17 protein-coding genes are annotated in these 17,751 nt (G+C 63.8%); 12 read left to right on the plus strand and 5 right to left on the minus strand.

The features are described 5' to 3' along the window. Positions 1–60 precede the first annotated feature (60 nt). Both NL528_RS16980 and NL528_RS16985 read right to left on the minus strand, forming a co-directional pair. Entirely contained in the window at positions 61–1,695 is a 1,635-nt protein-coding gene (locus NL528_RS16980; RefSeq protein WP_309183833.1) for a thiamine pyrophosphate-requiring protein, read from the minus strand. 279 nt (positions 1,696–1,974) lie between these two features. Next, positions 1,975–2,445, minus strand: a complete 471-nt coding sequence (locus NL528_RS16985) for a YbaK/EbsC family protein (protein WP_309183834.1) — start codon at positions 2,443–2,445, stop codon at positions 1,975–1,977. Between the two features lie 473 nt (positions 2,446–2,918). Between NL528_RS16985 and NL528_RS16990 the strand changes: the two genes are divergently transcribed. Continuing rightward, positions 2,919–4,505, plus strand: a complete 1,587-nt coding sequence (locus tag NL528_RS16990) for a porin (RefSeq protein ID WP_309183835.1) — start codon at positions 2,919–2,921, stop codon at positions 4,503–4,505. 44 nt (positions 4,506–4,549) lie between these two features. Here NL528_RS16990 and NL528_RS16995 read toward each other — a convergent pair whose 3' ends face one another. After that, positions 4,550–4,714, minus strand: a complete 165-nt coding sequence (locus tag NL528_RS16995; RefSeq protein ID WP_309183836.1) for a hypothetical protein — start codon at positions 4,712–4,714, stop codon at positions 4,550–4,552. A 230-nt stretch (positions 4,715–4,944) separates the two neighbouring features. Between NL528_RS16995 and NL528_RS17000 the strand changes: the two genes are divergently transcribed. Beyond that, entirely contained in the window at positions 4,945–5,109 is a 165-nt protein-coding gene (locus NL528_RS17000; protein ID WP_074280896.1) for a Flp family type IVb pilin, read from the plus strand. A gap of 6 nt (positions 5,110–5,115) precedes the next feature. Here NL528_RS17000 and NL528_RS17005 read toward each other — a convergent pair whose 3' ends face one another. Both NL528_RS17005 and NL528_RS17010 read right to left on the minus strand, forming a co-directional pair. Continuing rightward, entirely contained in the window at positions 5,116–5,349 is a 234-nt protein-coding gene (locus NL528_RS17005; RefSeq protein WP_309183837.1) for a hypothetical protein, read from the minus strand. 31 nt (positions 5,350–5,380) lie between these two features. Continuing rightward, positions 5,381–6,358 (minus strand): Ku protein, encoded by a 978-nt coding sequence (locus NL528_RS17010; protein WP_309183838.1) that lies wholly within the window; start codon positions 6,356–6,358, stop codon positions 5,381–5,383. A 261-nt stretch (positions 6,359–6,619) separates the two neighbouring features. On the opposite strand from NL528_RS17010, the gene NL528_RS17015 reads away from it, so the two are divergent. The 10 genes from NL528_RS17015 (at position 6,620) to NL528_RS17060 (ending at position 17,593) form a co-directional block, all read left to right on the plus strand. Continuing rightward, entirely contained in the window at positions 6,620–6,772 is a 153-nt protein-coding gene (locus NL528_RS17015) for a hypothetical protein (RefSeq protein ID WP_309183840.1), read from the plus strand. A 150-nt stretch (positions 6,773–6,922) separates the two neighbouring features. After that, positions 6,923–7,591, plus strand: coding sequence for a metallophosphoesterase (locus NL528_RS17020; protein WP_309183841.1), 669 nt, complete (start codon positions 6,923–6,925; stop codon positions 7,589–7,591). Positions 7,592–7,853: 262 nt separating this feature from the next. Next, positions 7,854–8,525 (plus strand): response regulator transcription factor, encoded by a 672-nt coding sequence (locus tag NL528_RS17025; RefSeq protein WP_074280900.1) that lies wholly within the window; start codon positions 7,854–7,856, stop codon positions 8,523–8,525. A 100-nt stretch (positions 8,526–8,625) separates the two neighbouring features. After that, positions 8,626–10,002: a sensor histidine kinase gene (locus NL528_RS17030; protein WP_309183842.1), complete on the plus strand. Its 1,377-nt coding sequence runs from the start codon at positions 8,626–8,628 to the stop codon at positions 10,000–10,002. Between the two features lie 157 nt (positions 10,003–10,159). After that, positions 10,160–11,563 carry a hypothetical protein gene (locus NL528_RS17035; protein WP_309183843.1) on the plus strand — a complete coding sequence of 468 codons (1,404 nt, stop codon included), beginning with the start codon at positions 10,160–10,162 and terminating at the stop codon, positions 11,561–11,563. Between the two features lie 147 nt (positions 11,564–11,710). Next, positions 11,711–12,814, plus strand: a complete 1,104-nt coding sequence (ccmI, locus tag NL528_RS17040; protein ID WP_309183844.1) for a c-type cytochrome biogenesis protein CcmI — start codon at positions 11,711–11,713, stop codon at positions 12,812–12,814. Between the two features lie 25 nt (positions 12,815–12,839). Continuing rightward, positions 12,840–13,331 (plus strand): cytochrome c maturation protein CcmE, encoded by a 492-nt coding sequence (ccmE, locus tag NL528_RS17045; protein ID WP_074281469.1) that lies wholly within the window; start codon positions 12,840–12,842, stop codon positions 13,329–13,331. Then, the gene (locus tag NL528_RS17050; RefSeq protein ID WP_309183845.1) at positions 13,328–15,310 is read left to right on the plus strand and encodes a heme lyase CcmF/NrfE family subunit; all 1,983 of its coding nucleotides are present in this window, start codon (positions 13,328–13,330) and stop codon (positions 15,308–15,310) included. Before ccmE ends, NL528_RS17050 begins: the two co-directional genes overlap by 4 nt. Before the next feature lie 4 nt (positions 15,311–15,314). Next, positions 15,315–15,812: a cytochrome c-type biogenesis protein CcmH gene (locus NL528_RS17055; protein ID WP_309183846.1), complete on the plus strand. Its 498-nt coding sequence runs from the start codon at positions 15,315–15,317 to the stop codon at positions 15,810–15,812. Positions 15,813–15,994: 182 nt separating this feature from the next. Continuing rightward, positions 15,995–17,593, plus strand: a complete 1,599-nt coding sequence (locus tag NL528_RS17060) for a Do family serine endopeptidase (protein WP_309183847.1) — start codon at positions 15,995–15,997, stop codon at positions 17,591–17,593. Positions 17,594–17,751 lie beyond the last annotated feature (158 nt).

Below are 17,751 nucleotides of genomic sequence, written 5' to 3' on the forward strand. Positions count from 1 at the left end.
CCACGGGCCATTTTTCCGGTCGGCGTTAATGCTGGCAAACGGGCTTGGCGCGCTTGGACCTCAGGTTCCCGGCCTCGATACCTCGGTCTCCTTTGAGGTGATGAACTCCAGCAGCACCGGAATGCCTTCCTTGGTCTTGGCAATGCCGCGCTGGATGGCCGGGATGATGTCCTCCGGCTTGGTCACCCGCTCGCCATAGCCGCCGAAGGCGCGCGCCATCGCGGCGTAGTCGCCGGAGATGTCGCTGGAGCGATATTTCTCGGTCGAGATCGGCATCACCTTCAATTCGATCGCCATCGAGAAATTGTTCAGCAGGATCGACATGATCGGAATCCGCTCGCGCACCGCGGTCTCGAAATCCATGCCGGTGAAGCCGATCGCGGCGTCGCCCCAGACATTGATGCAGAGTTTGTCCGGCCTTGCGAGCTTGGCGCCCATTGCGAGGCCGAGGCCGTAGCCGAGCTGCGTGGTCTTGCCCCAGCCGATATAGGACAGTGGTTCGACCGCCTTCCAGAACGGCGAGAGCTGGTCACGCGGGCTGCCGGCGTCGTGGGTGATGATGGTGTTCCTGATATCGACGGTGTGCTGCAGGTCCCACAGCACGCGGTATGGATTCAGCGGCGCGTCATTATGGGTGAGTTTTGGCATCCATTTCGCCAGCCACTCCTTGTGCGAGGCCGCTATCTCGGCGGCCACTGCGCTTGCGTCGCGATCCCTGGCGACGCTCTTGCCGATCTCTTCCAAGAGCGCATCAAGCACCAGGCCGGCATCGCCGACCAGGCCGATCCTGGCCTCGACATCCTTGTTGAGGTGGTTGGGGTCGAGCGTGGAATGGATGATGGTCTTGCCCTTCGGCATCGCGATGCCGAACGAGGTTTCGGTAAACGAGCAGCCGATGCCGAAGATCACATCGGCCTCGGCCAGGAACTTTGGCACCGCGCGCGGCACGGCGAGGCCGCCGGAGCCGAGCGAAAGCGGATGCGTTTCGGGAAACGACGATTTGCCGCCGAGGCTGGTGGTGACGGGAATGGCGAGCCGTTCGGCGAGGCGTTTCAGCTGCGGCCATGCCTTGGCGTAGTGTACGCCCTGGCCGGCATAGATCACCGGCCGCCGGGCGCCGATCAACAGCGCCGCCGCTTCCTTCACATGCACGGGATCAGCCCCGTAGCGGGTGCGCAGCACCGGCGTGTAGTTCAAGGGCTCCGGCACGTCCTCGTTCCACATGTCGGCCGGGATCTCGACGATGACGGGCCCGCCGCGGCCGTTCTTCAGCTTTGTGAAAGCGCGTCGAAAGATGTTGCAGACTTCAGCGGCGATGTTGATCGGTTCGGACGATTTTGAAAAAGCCTTCATCGCCTGGCTGGAATTGAAGTTCGGCTCGATGTTCGCAAGCCGGCGCGCATAGCCCATCGGCAGCACGAGCACCGGGACGGATTCGCCAAAGCATTGCGCCACGCCGCCCATGGCGTTTTCGGCGCCCGGCCCGTGCTGCATGCAGAACGCACCGATGGAGTAGCCCGAAGTGACCCGGGAGATCGCGTCCGCCATGTGCAGCCCGATGCGTTCCTGCCGCACCATCACGGGGCGGATATCGGCATTGGCGGCATGTTCGATCAGATGATTGACGGGATAGCCGCAGAGGATCTCGATCCCCTCGCGCTTCATGATTTCCGCGATCGCGGTGCCGAGCTTCATGGCGGTCTGTCCCCCATTTGATTCAGGCCGGTTTGGTCCGACCGAGTTATTTACAGTTGGAACAGGATTTTGCGGAGCGGTAAAGCGCGCCCGGCGCGTGCGGGCGGAAGTGCTGATATGCGTTTTGGGGTTTGGCAGGCGAGGGCGGGGTCCTGGTCTTCGCCTGCATGCGACATAAAGAGGCGTCGCGCCGCCGCATGAATAGTCAAGCAGCGGCAAGATATTCCCGTTCGGGACCACGACGGTCGCCGTGGACCGTCCGATACGACCGACAAATCCTCAGTCGTGCGCGCTAAAGCGACCGTGCGGTGCGTTGGCCGTCAGGCGCGCAAACTGCGCGTGACCCATATGAAGCAGCGTCTCGTGATCGCCGGCTTCCATATAGATTTCCGGCTGTGCCTGGATGCTGTCGTCGACGATGATGTCGAGCCCGTAGCATTTGCCGACGGCGGGAACCGCACCGTGTGCACAGTCGCCGAACAGCCGATTGATCTCGGTTTCATCGGCCATGTGGACATTGTCACCGAGTTCTGTCCTCAGGTCCGACAGGCGGAGGTGATGCGATGCGGGCAAGACGGCCAGAATGAATTGGCCGTCGCGCCGCAACACGATGCCCTTGGCGAGGCGATCGCCCGAAATATGGCATGCCTCAGCCGTGCGAGTGGACGTCATGCTGAATTCGTGCGGGATCACTTCGTATTGGATGTTTTCAGCGGCCAGGTATTTCTGGAGTGTGGGTGCAATGGACATGACTTGACCTCCGGTGCAGTGGGCAAACCACCCGCCACAAGGTCTTCCTGCAGAGCCTCGCGTACGATGGGCGGCTGCATAATGATAGGGTCAACATAGGCCCTCCATCCGCCAGCTGCAATTCTTCGTCAGTGACCGCGTGCGATGCACTATCTCCACTTTGGCGTTGGGTCTACTTCCAGTCTTTGCCAATAGCAGGTGATCGTCGCGGCGTTCGTGACGGTCAGGCGTGCGGCGAATGCGCACCCGCACGACGGCGACGATTCAGGAAGAGAATATTCTTGCTGTCGGCGACCAGTGCCTTGGGCGAAAGTCGGCTGCGGACGGCGGTTTCGGCCGCGACGCGTGGCGAAAAAATCACAGTAAGCGGCCAAGTGCTTCGACGTCTCGGCTTGGCATTGCGGTCGGGAATTTTTGGAGTAGCTAGGTTCTGAACGTATGCGCCTGCATGAATCGCGGGGCGGGAGACGCAAATGAAAGCGATGCGAACCCTTGTTCTTGGCTCCGCGGCAGGCCTGATCGCCATTAGCGGCGCGCAGGCGGCCGACCTTCCGGTCAAGGCCAAGGCGGTGGAATATGTGCGGATCTGCTCGCTGTATGGCGCCGGCTTCTTCTTCATCCCGGGTACCGATACCTGCATCAAGCTCGGCGGCTATTTCCGCGCCGACGTCACCTTCAACGGCAGCACGCACGGCCAGCCGGCCTGGAACGGCGATCTCGGCGAGCAGAACCGCTACCACGACTACTATGCTGCGCGGTCCCGTCTGGCGCTAACGGTCGATACCCGCACCGCCAGCGAATACGGCGTGGTCCGCACCTTCATGCAAGCCAATATCCAGTTCACGACCCAGGGCAGCAACACGGTCAATCCGGCCAACTTCACCGCATCGCCGGCCGCCGGCACTAACACGGCCCTGCTCAACCAGCCCGGCGAAGGCTACGTCGCGACGGAGTACATTTTCCTCCAGTTCGCCGGGTTCACCTTCGGCAAGTCCGCTTCGGCCTATGCGACGCCCTGGCAGGGTTTCCCGGGCAACATCTCGTCGTTCCTGCTCGGCGGTCAAAATACCGACACCGGCGTCAACAACATCCAGTACACCGCCCAGTTCGGTAACGGCGTGTCCGGCACCATCGGCCTCGATGATCCCGTCGTCTGGGACCGCACCGCGGTCTACAATCTGTCGCTTCCGCTCAATGCCACACTTAACTCGGGCAACGCCTATGCGGGCGCCCATGCGCCAGATATCGTAGGCAACATCCGCGTCGACCAGGCCTGGGGCCTGTTCCAGGTCTCGGCGGCGGCACATGAGGTCAGCGGCTCCTACAACATCCTCAACGCCGTTGCTGCCCCTGCCGGTTCGGTCGGCGTGGCCGGCGCCTCGCCGACCGCGCTGTCGGAAATCTCCGGCCACCCCGAGACCAAATGGGGCGGCTCGGTCATGGCGGCATTGCAGATCAAGAACCTTCCGACCGGACCCGCCGACGATTTCAAGATCGATGCGAGCTACGCGAAGGGAGAGACGAAAAACGTCATTTCCACCGCCGCGGCCTCGCCGAGCTTTGCGATGTTCGGCGGCACCAGTGCTGCCGGCGCCTATCAGAGCATCGGGTTCGGTGCGACGACGGATGCGGTCTATCTTCCGGTGGCGAATGGCGGCGACGGTTCGCTGCATCTGACGACGGCTTACGGCGTCCGCGGCGCCTTCAACCACAACTGGAATCCGAACTGGTCGACGAGCCTCTTTGGAAGCTATTCCGCCGTTCGATATGACGGGACGGCGAAGGCCTTCATGTGCGCCAACTACACGACGCCGGCCAAGGCCGTCAGTGCGGATTACGTCTGCAATCCCGACTACAACGTCTCGCAGCTTGGCGTTATCACCCGCTGGGTGCCGGTGAAGAATTTGACCTTCTCGGCCGAAGTCCAGTGGTTCCACCTCGACCAGATGTTCCAGGGTACGGCCGTGCTCGGGCCCGCGGCGCCCAAGCCGACGGCGCGGTACGAGTTCAAGGATCAGGATGCGGTTTCGCTGCAGATTCGGGCGCAGCGCAATTTCTGACCGCCGGGGTTCGGGGTCGACGCCGAGGCGAGGCGAGGGGGAAATTACCTTGCGTCGCTGCGGCGATTGAATACCGCGGCCACCAGGCCAAGAAAATAATCCTGCATACGGCGATCGGACGGCGCCGTCGGCTCAGTGGCGCGTTGTCCTTCGTCGTCGATCATCAGGCCGATGTAGTTTTTTCCCGGCTCACGCTTCTGCGTGGACATGGCGCTGGCTCCAGGGGGTGCTGATCCGGCGAGCATGCAGCGGCTATGGACAATCGAACGTAAATTTTCCGTCCCGTATGAATACCGGACGGAAGGCACGGAATCCGCAGCCCGGCTTTAATCAAGCGTTCATCGTGTTCGTGAATGCACTGTCAACCAATCACAATCTAGAGTAGGTCCGAACAGGCGCGGGACAAATCCGGGGGAAGGCGTCGACAGGAGTTATCGGGATGCGACGGTTATTGACCAAATTTCTGGGTGATGAGTCCGGCGCGACGGCCATCGAATATGCCATCATCGCGGCTGGCATCAGCATCGTCATCGTCGCCTCCGTGAACGGCATCGGCACCAAACTCACCACCACGTTCACCACGGTGAGCACCTCACTGAAGTAAGCCGGATCAGCCGTCTTCATTCGCATTCAGCGCCCGCATCATCGCGATCCGTGCGAACATCAGCCAGCCGCCACCGGTCTCCGCGGCATTGATCAAATTCTCGACCGCGACCTGCCAGCATTGGCTTTGCTGGGCGTCTTCCGGCAGCTTCATGATGTGATCGGCGGCGTGTTGCAGCGTCGCGAGCTTGCGGCCGGAGCGTAGCGCTATCGGTTCATCGAACGGCGTCGACCACGGCATCGCGGGCTACCTACCGCAACGGTCCGTCCGGCTATCCAGCCTTCTTCGATCGGGCGGGCGTACGCACCGGCTTCTCCGCCTTTTTCGGCGTTTCCTTCACGGCTTCCTTCACGGCGCGCTTGCCGCCGCCGCTGATCGGCAGCAGCATTTCGCGCTGGCCGGAGGCTGCCTTCTTCGGCTTCTTGCCTTTGGCCTTGCCGGTTTCCTTGGCGGCCGCAGGGGCAGATTGCTTTTCGCTGGCGAGGCTGCGTTTGAGCGCGTCCATCAGATTGATGACGTTGCCGGCGGTTTTCGGCGCGGCCTTCGCTGCGGTCGTAACCCCGTTGCGTTTCTGATTGATCAGTTCGATCAGCGCGGATTCGTAACGATCCTCGAATTCTTCCGGCTCGAAGGAGCCGGATTTCTGCTCGACGATATGCTTGGCCAGATCCAGCATGTCCTTGGTGACTTTGACGTCCTGGATGTCGTCGAAATATTCCTTTTCGCTGCGGACCTCATAGGGGTAACGCAGCAGCGTGCCCATCAAGCCCTTGTCCAGCGGCTCCAGCGCGATGATGTGCTCGCGGTTGGTCAGCACCACGCGGCCGATCGCGACCTTGTTCATGCTCTTGATGGTTTCGCGGATCACCGCGAACGCGTCGTGGCCGACCTTGCCGTCCGGCACGAGATAATAGGGGCGGATCAGATAGCGGTTGTCGATATCGGTCTTCGGCACGAATTCGTCGATCTCGATGGTGCGGGTCGATTCCAGCGCGATGTCGTCGAGTTCGTCCTTCGACACCTCGATGTAGGTGTCGGTGTCGATCTTGTAGCCCTTCATGATGTCTTCGGCTGCCACTTCCTCGCCGGTGTCGGCATCGACCTTGGCATATTTGATGCGATGGCCGGTCTTGCGATTGATCTGGTTGAAAGAGACCTTCTCGGTGTCCGAAGTCGCCGGATACAGGGCGACCGGGCAGGTCACGAGCGAAAGGCGCAAAAAGCCTTTCCAGTTGGCGCGGGGGGCCATGGGAAAACTCCGAAAACGCAACTGACGAAGGGCCGAGGATACCACCGGGGCAGGCGGTTTCAAACATGGCGGGGCAGGGAATCTCGCAACGGCGTTAACCGTCCCCGGGGGAAGGTTCGATCCGCTGCGACCTTTTGCACGGATCGGCCTCGCGCCGCGGTGCCCAAAAGATCGGAACATGATCTTCCATCAAGCGTTGCTTTCGACAGGCGGTGTCGAGGCATTGGCTGGCATTACAGGCACTTAAGCAATGAGGTCCCCATGGTAACGCGTCGACACGGCCAGATTGTCGAAACCCCGACCGAGGCACGCCAGGCCGAACCGGGCCCCTCGGTGCTCGCGCTTTTGACGGCGTCCACCGGGCTCGCGGTATTGAGCCTCGGCGTGGTCTGGTTCGTGTTCTTCCGGACCTGAGCGGCGGTCAGGCGGCGAGGCTGGCTCTGGAGGTGATGATCGCGCCAACACCGCAAGCCGAGCCAGGCCGGCGGGCGTCGGTTGCCGGCCGTGGTCGATTGGAATAGGACCGTCGCGTCCCGACCCGACAGCCGGAAATGCGCAAGCGGTATGAGCCTCACTTACGTCATTCCGGATATCCATGGCCGCGATGATCTGCTCGGCCGTGCGCTGACGAAGATCGCCGCGTATGGCGGCGAAGCCGGAATCATTGTCGCGATCGGCGACTATGTCGACAAGGGCCCGGACAGCAGGCAGGTCATTGACCGGCTGTTGTCGGGCGTTGCCGATGGCTGGCGCCTCATCGCGCTGAAGGGCAACCATGACGCCATGATGGAGCAGGCGTTGCGGAATCCCGCGAAGATGGCGTCGTGGCTGGAGAAGGGCGGCGACGCGGCGCTGGCGTCCTACGGCGGCGACCCCTTCGCCGTGCCGCAAACCCACATCGCCTGGCTCGATCGACTGCAACTGATGCATGTCGACGCACACCGCGTCTACGTTCACGCCGGTGTCGATCCCGAAGTTCCCCTGGACCGGCAGGACGAGGTAACGATGTTGTGGAAGCGTTATCCGAAGGGATACAAGCACGGCTTCGGCGAACTTCACGTGGTCCATGGTCACGACAATGATCCCGACGGCCCGCTGCTATACGAAGGCCGCACCAATTTGGACACGCTTGCCTGGCGAACGGGACGGCTGACGGTCGGGGTTTTCGACGACGACAAAGCGGGCGGCCCGGTCGATTTTATCGTGGTCACGGGGCCGCCGGCCGGAGGTTAACGGGAGCCTTGCGGTCGCGGCCTCTTCACAGCCAGCTACAGCCTCTTGGGGCTTCCGATTCGCCGTGTTAGGCAGCGGCTTGGCCTCTCCTGAGGCTGGCGGCGCGGACGGGAGATGAACCCGGGCCGCCGAAAGCCGTTATGAAGAACAAGCGGTTATGAAGAAAATGTAATTTTTGCCGGGTGCCCTGTTCATAGCCTGTTCACGCCCGTGAGCCTCATCTTGAGACCAGTTATTGTGAAGCTCATTATCGGAGGCCAGCTTGCGCCTGCTCGTCGTTGAAGACGATCCGGATCTCAACCGTCAGCTTACGACAGCGCTGACAGATGCCGGCTATGTGGTCGATCGCGCGTTCGACGGCGAGGAAGGGCACTTCCTCGGCGACAGCGAACCCTATGACGCCGTCGTGCTTGATATCGGCCTGCCCAAGATGGACGGCATCTCGGTGCTGGAGGCATGGCGCCGCAACGGGCGCGCGATGCCGGTATTGATCCTCACCGCGCGCGACCGCTGGAGCGACAAGGTCCAGGGTTTCGATGCCGGCGCCGACGACTACGTCGCAAAACCGTTTCATCTCGAAGAAATTCTGGCGCGGATTCGCGCGCTGCTGCGCCGCTCCGCCGGCCACGCCCAGTCCGAGCTGACCTGCGGTCCGGTGTCGCTGGATACGCGCACCGGCCGGGTCAGCGTATCCGGCAACCCGATCAAGATGACGTCGCACGAATACCGGCTGCTGGCCTATCTGATGCATCACACCGGACGCGTCGTGTCGCGTACCGAACTGGTCGAACATCTCTACGATCAGGATTTCGACCGCGACTCCAACACCATTGAAGTGTTCGTCGGCCGCATCCGCAAGAAGCTCGACGTCGATATCATCCAGACCGTGCGCGGGCTCGGCTATCTCTTGACGCCGCCCGCGCCCGGCGCCTGAGCGCCGCGCTTGCTCTTGTAGTGGGCATGATATTGTCCGAAAACGGGCCTCCGTCCGCAGGCTCCGGGCCCAAGGACATGCTTTTCGGGATCATGCTCTGATGCGCGGAAGCTCGCTCGCCACGCGGTTGTTCCTGTCGGCGACCGCGTGGGTGGTGGTGATCCTCGTCATCACCGGGGTCGTGCTGTCGTCGGTCTATCGCGATGCGACCGAGCGCGCCTTCGATCGCCGCCTCAATCTCTATCTGCGCACCCTGGTTGCCGAAGTAGCAACCCCGGACGAGCCGCCCGATCGCCAGTTCCAGTCGCTCGGCGAGCCGCTGTTCGATCTGCCCCTGTCCGGCTGGTACTGGCAGATCGTCCGGACCGATACCGAGAAAGCGGAAACGCGGGCGTCGCGTTCGCTGTGGGACAAGAAACTGCCGAAGCTGGAAGAGCACGGCGCGGAGTTGACCGCCGCCGGAATCCGTCTCGGTTACGTCGACGGCCCGGAGGGCCAGGGTTTGCGGATGGTCGAGCGGCCGGTCGATCTCGGCGCCGACGGCAAGTTCCTGGTCAGCGTCGCCGGCGACGCTTCCGAAATTTTCGACGAAACCCGCAGCTTCGATTACTATCTCGGCGGCACCTTCGCAGCACTTGGTATCGTGCTGTTGCTGACCACGATCTTCCAGGTCCGCTTTGGCCTCGCGCCGCTCAAGCGCATCTCCGAATCGATCGCCGACGTCCGCTCCGGCCGGGCCGAGCGGCTGGAGGGCGAATTTCCGGTCGAGATCGCGCCATTGGCGCGCGAGACCAATGCGCTGATCGATGCCAACAGAGAAATCGTCGAGCGCGCGCGCACCCATGTCGGCAATCTCGCCCACGCCATCAAGACGCCGCTCTCCGTCATCGTCAACGAAGCCTCGGCGCATGCCGCCGATCCCTTTGCGAGCAAGGTGCTGGAGCAGGCCGACGTGATGCGCGATCAGGTGGCGCACCATCTGGAGCGTGCGCGCATCGCGGCGCGGCTCACCATCATCGGCACCGTCACCGAAGTCGCGCCCGCGATCGAGGCCTTGCGGCGGACCATGGAGAAGATCCACCGCGATCGCGGCATCGCCATCGAGCTCAAGGCCGATCCGCAGGCGAAGTTTCGCGGCGAACGCCAGGACCTCGAGGAGATGGCCGGCAATCTGGTCGACAACGCCTGCAAATGGGCCGCGTCCCAGGTCTTCATCGAGGTGCTGGTGGAACCGCCGGCATTGCCGGGCGTGGGACCGAGGCTGCGGATTATCGTCGATGACGACGGTCGCGGCCTGTCGGCCGCCGAACGCGCGCAGGTCTCGCGGCGCGGCCAGCGGCTCGACGAATCAAAGCCGGGCTCCGGGCTCGGGCTCTCGATCGTGGTCGATCTTGCCGGCCTCTATGGCGGCAATCTTTCGCTGGGGAACGCCCCGACCGGCGGCTTGCGCGCGGAACTGGTGCTGCCGGGGGTGTGAATGCCAGACCCGCGGGAAACACAGGGCAATTTCGATCCGGAATGAGCCTTGAAGCCTGTCAACTCATCATTCCTAAACGACTTCTTAACGCGCGCACTTTTATGATTGCAGAGGACGCGCTTTGCCGTCCGCGTGAACAAGCATCCTTACCGGACGCATGAGCCAGACATCGACCGAGCGGCTGAGGGACTATCTCGCGCAGCTCCCGCCGCAGGCGCAGGCGCTGCTGATGCGGGGGTTCGAGCGCGCCATCGAGCGTGGCGAAGACACCGCGGTCGCGACCCTCGTGCTGGAGCAATTGCGCAAGCTCGCGCGCGGAACCGAGGAAGACGAGGAAGCGCAGCCGCGGACCGACGATCCGGCGCGTCTCCTGTTCCGTCCGCTCGAGCCGTTTCTCGCCGAGAGCATTTTTCCGGTGCGGCCGGGCCAGATCCGGCGCACGTCGCTGTTGCCGGTCTGGCAATGGCTCAGTCGTGACGGCGCGCCGGTGCAGGCGCGCGAATTCGAAGCCATGCTGTCCCAGGCGCGGCAGGCCGGCACGGCGTCCATGCTCGAAGCGGCCGCCCGCAAGTTCCAGCTCGCCGCGGTCGAGGCGATCTCGAAGGTTGCAACCGTACCGGGCGACGACAAGCAGCGATCGCTATCCCGCATCGGCCCGTCCAATGTCGTCGAGGATCTGTTGTCGATCGGCGCGGTTCTGCGGGCACGCGAGGCGCTGGATACGCTTGGCAGCCGACTCCCCAGCCAATTGCGGGTTTTTGCCGACCCCCAGATCGCGTCGGTGAGCTCGGCGCTCAATGTTCCCTCGCTGCAAACGCCGCAGCTGCTGCCGTTTGCGCTGTCGCTGATCATGCTGCGGCTGGCGGCGCCCTGGCAGATCATCCGCCTCGCGATCAAGATGGCGGCATCCGACGATGAAATTCGCGTTGCCGCTACGCCTTACGGCGTGGCCGTCACCATCGCGCTGCACGATCTCTACTTCCTCGCGGCCTGCCTGCGGACGGATATCAGGCGCGGCCATTTTGAAAATGTCGGTGAGCAGCTGAAAATCCTCCATGACGGGGTGCGCGGCTTGCGGACCGAACTCGATCTGCGCAACGATTCCTCATGGGGCAAACAACTGACGGCGATCCGCGCCGATATTTCCAACTCGCTGCAGTCGGAAATCGACAGCGTGCCCGGCCGGGTCCGCCGTATCCTGCGTCAGCGTGCCGACAAGGACATTTCCTCCGCTCCCAAGATCGATCCGTCGGAGGTCGAGGAAGCCGCCGCCCTGATCGACTTCGTCGCGGTGTGCCGCACCTATGCGAGCGAGCTCGCGATCAACGAGGTCACGCTGCGGACCTATTCCGACCTGCAACAATATGTCGAACATTCCACCGAGGGGCTGGTGCAGGCGCTGCGCGGCGGCGACACCAGGGCGCGCGCCTACCGGCAGATGCAGGTCAAGGCGGCGATCCGCTTCTGCGAGGTATTGTTCGGCCACGACTATGCGTCGCTGATGAGCCGGGCCGCCGAAAACGCCGTGACCGGCGAGCGCAAACCCTCCCGCGCCGGATAGGGCGGCAGTCTCATTTGCCAGCGAATTCCGGGTCTTCCGGCCCGGGTTTCGATCCAGTAATTGTCAATTGCCGGGCTTGCCGCCGGTAGTGTAAAGCGGCGCATCGGCGCTTCCGTGAAAAGCGCCGTTCCGCCCGGGAACCGCTTGATGACGCTGTGGTTTGTGTTCGCGCTGATGACGGTCGCGGCGATCTTTGCCGTGCTTTGGCCGTTGGGCCGGCGCGCCCGGCCGCAAAGTGGGGGCAGTGAGGCTGCGGTCTACAAGGATCAACTCGCCGAGATCGATCGCGATGTTGCCGCCGACCTGATCGCGCCGCCGGAGGCGGATGCTGCGCGGGTCGAAATCAGCCGCCGTCTGTTGGCCGCCGTTGACGATCAGCGCGATCCCACGATGCAGTCGAACGTCAGATTGCGCCGTTTGGCTGCGGTGTCGGCATTAATCGGGCTGCCTGTCGTGGCGGTTGCTTTCTACCTTTCGCTGGGATCGCCGCAACTCGGCGATTTCCCGCTTGCCGGGCGCGCCCGCGTCGCCGACGCCACCCAGTCGCTCGGCAGTCTGGTGGCCCAGGTCGAAGCCCATCTGGAACAGAACCCGACCGATGGCCGCGGCTGGAATGTGCTGGCGCCGGTGCTGGCGCGGCTCGGCCGTTTCGACGAGGCGGTCCGCGCCTATCGCAATTCGATCACCTATAACGGCGACAGCGCCGAGCGCCGGTCCGATCTTGGCGAAGCCCTTGCGGGTGCCGCGGGCGGTGTCGTCACCTCGGACGCCAAGGCCGAATTCGAGCGCGCCATCGCACTGAGCGCCGACGATCCCAAGGCCAACTATTTCCTGGGGCTCGCCGCCGAGCAGGACGGCCGCAACGCCGATGCCGCCTCGATCTGGCGTGGGATGCTCGCCAAGGCGCCGGCGGACGCGCCATGGCGGCCGCTGGTCCAGGCGGCGCTGGTCCGGGTCGGCGGTCCGGCAGTGCCTGCGCTGCCGGATGGCGCGATGGCCGCGGCCAAGGAAATGAACGACGCCGACCGCGGCGCGATGATCCGTGGCATGGTCGATCGCCTGGCGACGCGGCTGAAGCAAAACGGCGACGACGTCGAGGGATGGCTGCGGCTGGTGCGGGCCTATATGGTGATGGGCGACCGCGACAAGGCAGCAAGCGCGGTCACCGATGCCCGTCAGGCCGTCGCCAACAATGCGGAGCGCTTGCGCCAGCTCAATGAGGGCCTGAAGAATCTCGGGCTTGATGGATGATCAGGCGAATGCACAAGGGAAGACCATGACGCGCAAGCAGCGGCGTTTGACGATGATCGGTGGCTCGCTCGCGGTGCTCGCGGTCGCGGCGGCACTGGTGCTGAACGCCATGCGCGATTCCATCGTGTTCTTCTCGACGCCGTCGATGGTGGCCGAAAAACATATCTCCGCCGGCAAGCGCTTCCGCCTCGGCGGGCTGGTACAGCCGGGATCGCTCCAGCGCGGCGACAATCTGGCGGTCAGTTTCAGCGTCGCCGACGGCAGCGCCACGCTGCCGGTGTCCTACAAGGGAATCCTGCCCGACCTGTTTCGCGAAGGGCAGGGCGTCGTCGCCGAGGGCGCGCTCGATGCCTCCGGCACATTCAGGGCCGACACCGTGCTGGCCAAGCATGACGAGACCTATATGCCCAAGGATGTCGCAGACGCGCTGAAGAAGCAGGGCCACTGGAAGGACGACTACGGCAAAAAGCCGAGCGCATCGGCCGCCCCCCAGCCGACGCAGGGAGCCATGCGGTGATCGCTGAAGCCGGACATTACGCACTGGTGCTGGCGCTCGCGCTGGCGCTGATCCAGTCCACGGTGCCGATCGCGGGCGCGCGCTGGGGCGACGTCGCCCTGATGAATGTCGCGCGCTCCACCGCGCTGGCGCAATTGCTGTTCGCGGCGATATCGTTCACCGCGCTGGTGTCGTTGCACGTCACCTCGGATTTCTCCGTCGTCAACGTGTACGAGAATTCGCATTCGCTCAAACCGCTGATCTACAAGATCACCGGCGTCTGGGGCAATCACGAAGGATCGATGCTGCTGTGGGTGTCGATCCTGGCGCTGTTCGGCGGCCTGGTCGCAGCCTTCGGCAATAATTTGCCGCTGTCGCTGCGCGCCCATGTGCTGGCGGTGCAGGCCTGGGTCGCCAGCGCGTTCTATCTGTTCATCCTGATCACCTCGAACCCGTTCCTGCGGATCGCCAATCCGCCGATCGAGGGCCGCGACCTCAATCCGGTGCTGCAGGACATCGGGCTCGCCGTGCATCCGCCGATGCTCTATCTCGGCTATGTCGGATTCTCGATCTCGTTCTCGTTCGCCGTGGCAGCCTTGCTCGAAGGCCGGATCGATGCGGCGTGGGCGCGCTGGGTGCGGCCGTGGACCTTGGTGGCCTGGATATTCCTAACGCTCGGCATCGCGATGGGCTCGTACTGGGCCTATTACGAGCTCGGCTGGGGCGGCTGGTGGTTCTGGGATCCGGTCGAAAACGCCTCGCTGATGCCGTGGCTGGCCGGCACCGCGCTGTTGCATTCCGCGGTCGTGATGGAAAAGCGCAACGCGCTGAGAGTCTGGACCATCCTTTTGTCGATCCTGACCTTCTCGCTGTCGCTGCTCGGCACCTTCCTGGTGCGTTCGGGGGTGCTGACATCGGTGCACGCGTTTGCGACCGATCCGACGCGCGGCGTGTTCATCCTTTTGATCCTCTGTATCTTCATCGGCGGCAGCCTGTCGCTCTACGCCTGGCGGGCGTCCGCGCTGAAGCAGGGCGGGCTGTTCGCGCCGATCTCGCGCGAAGGCGCGCTGGTGCTCAACAATTTGTTCCTCACCACCGCCTGCGCGACGGTTTTCATCGGCACGCTGTATCCGCTCGCGCTCGAGGTCCTGACCGGCGACAAGATCTCGGTCGGCGCGCCGTTCTTCAACCTGACCTTTGCGCCCTTGTTCGTGCCGCTGATGGTCGCCGTCCCGTTCGGGCCGTTGCTCGCCTGGAAACGCGGCGATCTGCTCGGCGCCGCGCAGCGGCTGACGGCGGCCGGCTTCGTGGCGCTGATCGCCATCGCGCTGCTGTGGGCATGGACGTATGGCGGCAGCACGCTGGCGCCGCTTGCGATCGGCCTTGCGGTGTTCGTCATTGCCGGCGCGTTCACTGATCTGGCCGAGCGCACCGGCCTGTTCCGGGTTCCCTTGGGAACGGCGATGCGCCGTGCGCGCGGATTGCCGCGCGCGACCTGGGGCTCGGCGTTCGCCCATGCCGGCGTCGGCATCGCCTTGATCGGAATCGTCTGCGAAACCACCTGGAACAGCGAATATATCAGCACGATGAGGCCGGGCGACGTGGCGAAAGTCGCAGGCTACGAGTTGAAGCTCGACGACATGGTCCAGCGGCAGGGGCCGAATTTCCGCGAGATGATCGCGCGGTTCACGGTCGATCTCGACGGTCAAAAGCTCAGCGTGATGACGCCGTCGAAGCGCAATTTCACCACCCGGGAAGCATCGACCACCGAGGCCGCGCTGCTGACGCGCGGCGCCAGCCAGTTGTACATTTCGCTTGGCGACACCACGGCCGACGGCGCGATTGCGGTGCGCATCTATCACAAGCCGCTGGTGCTGTTGATCTGGTGGGGACCCGTGCTGATGGCGTTCGGCGGCATGCTGTCGCTGTCGGACCGCAGGCTGCGGGTCGGGGCGCCGAAACCGGCGAGGGCGTTGCGCGGGTTGCAGGCGGCGGAGTGATCCATTGAAGCAGTTCCTTGCCTGCCTGTTCGCCGTGACCGTCCTGCTGGGATGCCCGGCCGCCTACGCCGTGCAGCCCGACGAGATCATGGCGGATCCAGCCAAGGAATCGCGGGCGCGCGATCTGTCGCGGGAATTGCGCTGCATGGTATGCCAGAACCAGTCGATCGACGATTCCGAGGCGCCGCTGGCGCGCGATCTCCGGCTTCTGGTCCGTGAGCGGATCGCAGCCGGCGACAGCGACGCGCAGGTGATCGATTTTCTGGTCGCGCGCTATGGCGAGTTCGTGCTGCTGAAGCCGCGGGTCAATCAGCACACCCTGTTGCTGTGGCTGGTGCCGCCGCTGGTGCTTTTGGGCGGCGGATTTGCGATGTGGCGGTACAGCCGCCGTCGCGGAAAATCCGCAGGAGATACCGACGACTCCGCCGTCAAATTGACCGCGGACGAAAAAGCCCGGTTGGAACGCCTGATGGCGGCGGAGCCGACCGAAAAGCTGCTTTAGGTCTCGTCTAACCCCCTCTTTTAACCCCCTCTTTGGCCTGCGCTATTCTGCCGCATCCGGTTATGCCTCCATTACCAAAGTTTAATTCCCTCGCCAGCGCGCGGTAAGGCGGAAATCCCCATGTTTGGTGCTGTCAGGTGCTCGCCCGGCACCGTCGATTTTGGCCCTGGAGATTCCGAACAATGACCGACCGTCCCACCGATCTTTCTTCGCTTCCGTCCTATCGTGCGCCGCGGCGCTCGCTGTTCTCGGCGCGCAAATTCGCGCTGATGGCTTCCGTCGTCGCCGGCCTCGGCGTCGCCGTTTATGGCTTCAGCCCGTCGCACGACCCCGTCAATATCTTCTCCAGCCCCGCGCACGCGCAGGTCAACAACGAAGTCCGCAAAGTCGAGAAGCCCATCGGCTTTGCCGACATTGTCGAGCGCGTGAAGCCGTCGGTGATTTCGGTCAAGGTCAACATCAACGAGAAGGTCAGCAAGGACGACAGCGCCGGCAAGGACGACGACTCGCCGTTCCAGCCGGGCTCGCCGATGGAGCGCTTCTTCCGTCGCTTCGGCGGACCGGATGGCTTGCCTCCGGGCTTGCGCGGTGGTCCGCGCGGCGGCCGTGGCGCCATAACCGGTCAGGGTTCGGGCTTCTTCATTTCGCCTGACGGTTATGCGGTGACCAACAACCACGTCGTCGACGGCGCCGATAAGGTCGAAGTGACGACCGACGAGGGCAAGACCTACACCGCCAAGGTGATCGGCACCGATCCGCGTACCGACGTTGCGCTGATCAAGGTCGAAGGCGGATCGAACTTCCCGTTCGCAAAACTGTCCGACGGCAAGCCGCGGATCGGCGATTGGGTGTTGGCGGTCGGCAACCCGTTCGGCCTCGGCGGCACCGTGACCGCCGGTATCGTCTCGGCCTCCGGCCGCGACATCGGCAACGGCCCGTATGACGATTTCATCCAGATCGACGCGCCCGTGAACAAGGGCAACTCCGGTGGCCCGGCGTTCGATACCTCAGGCGAGGTGATGGGCGTCAACACCGCGATCTATTCGCCGTCCGGCGGCAGCGTCGGCATTGCGTTCTCGATCCCCGCTTCGACGGTGAAGAGCGTGATCGCGCAGCTCAAGGACAAGGGCTCGGTCAGCCGCGGCTGGATCGGCGTCCAGATCCAGCCGGTCACCTCAGACATTGCCGACAGCCTCGGCATGAAGAAGGCGGAAGGCGCGCTGGTTGCGGAACCCCAGGCCAACGGCCCGGCGGCCAAGGCCGGCATCGAATCCGGTGACGTGATCACTGCGGTGAACGGTGAATCGGTCAAGGATGCCCGCGAGCTCGCCCGCACCATCGGCGGTCTGGCGCCCGGCAACGCCGTGAAGCTCAACGTGCTGCACAAGGGCGAGGACAAGGTCATCAACCTCACGCTCGGCCAGTTGCCGAATACGCTGGAGGCCAAGGCCGATACCGACAACAACGACAAGGGCGGCGGCGTCACCCGCGGCACCGACGTGCCGAAGCTCGGCCTGACGGTGGCCCCCGCCAACAGCGTGGCCGGCGCCGGCAAGGACGGCGTCGTGGTCACCGAGGTCGACCCGAAGAGTGCGGCAGCGGAACGCGGTTTCAAGGAAGGCGACGTGATTCTCGAAGTCGCCGGCAAGAGCGTCACTAATGCCGGCGACATCCGGGAGGCGATCAATGCCGCGCGCACCGACAACAAGAACAGCGTTCTCATGCGCGTGAAGAGCGGCGGTTCGTCGCGGTTTGTGGCGTTGCCGCTGGCCAAGGGTTAACTACACCAATGGAGGGTGTCGCCGGCATTCGTCGCCCCCGCCGACGGCACTTTCCGGGGAGCGGGCTCAAGGTTCGCTCCCACTGGCTACCTTCCGGTGGAATACGCCCCCCTCCGTCGGAAGGCCTAAGGGCGGTGAGGTCCCCCAGCTTCACCGCC

Source organism: Bradyrhizobium sp. Ash2021, assembly GCF_031202265.1.
Taxonomy (GTDB): domain Bacteria; phylum Pseudomonadota; class Alphaproteobacteria; order Rhizobiales; family Xanthobacteraceae; genus Bradyrhizobium.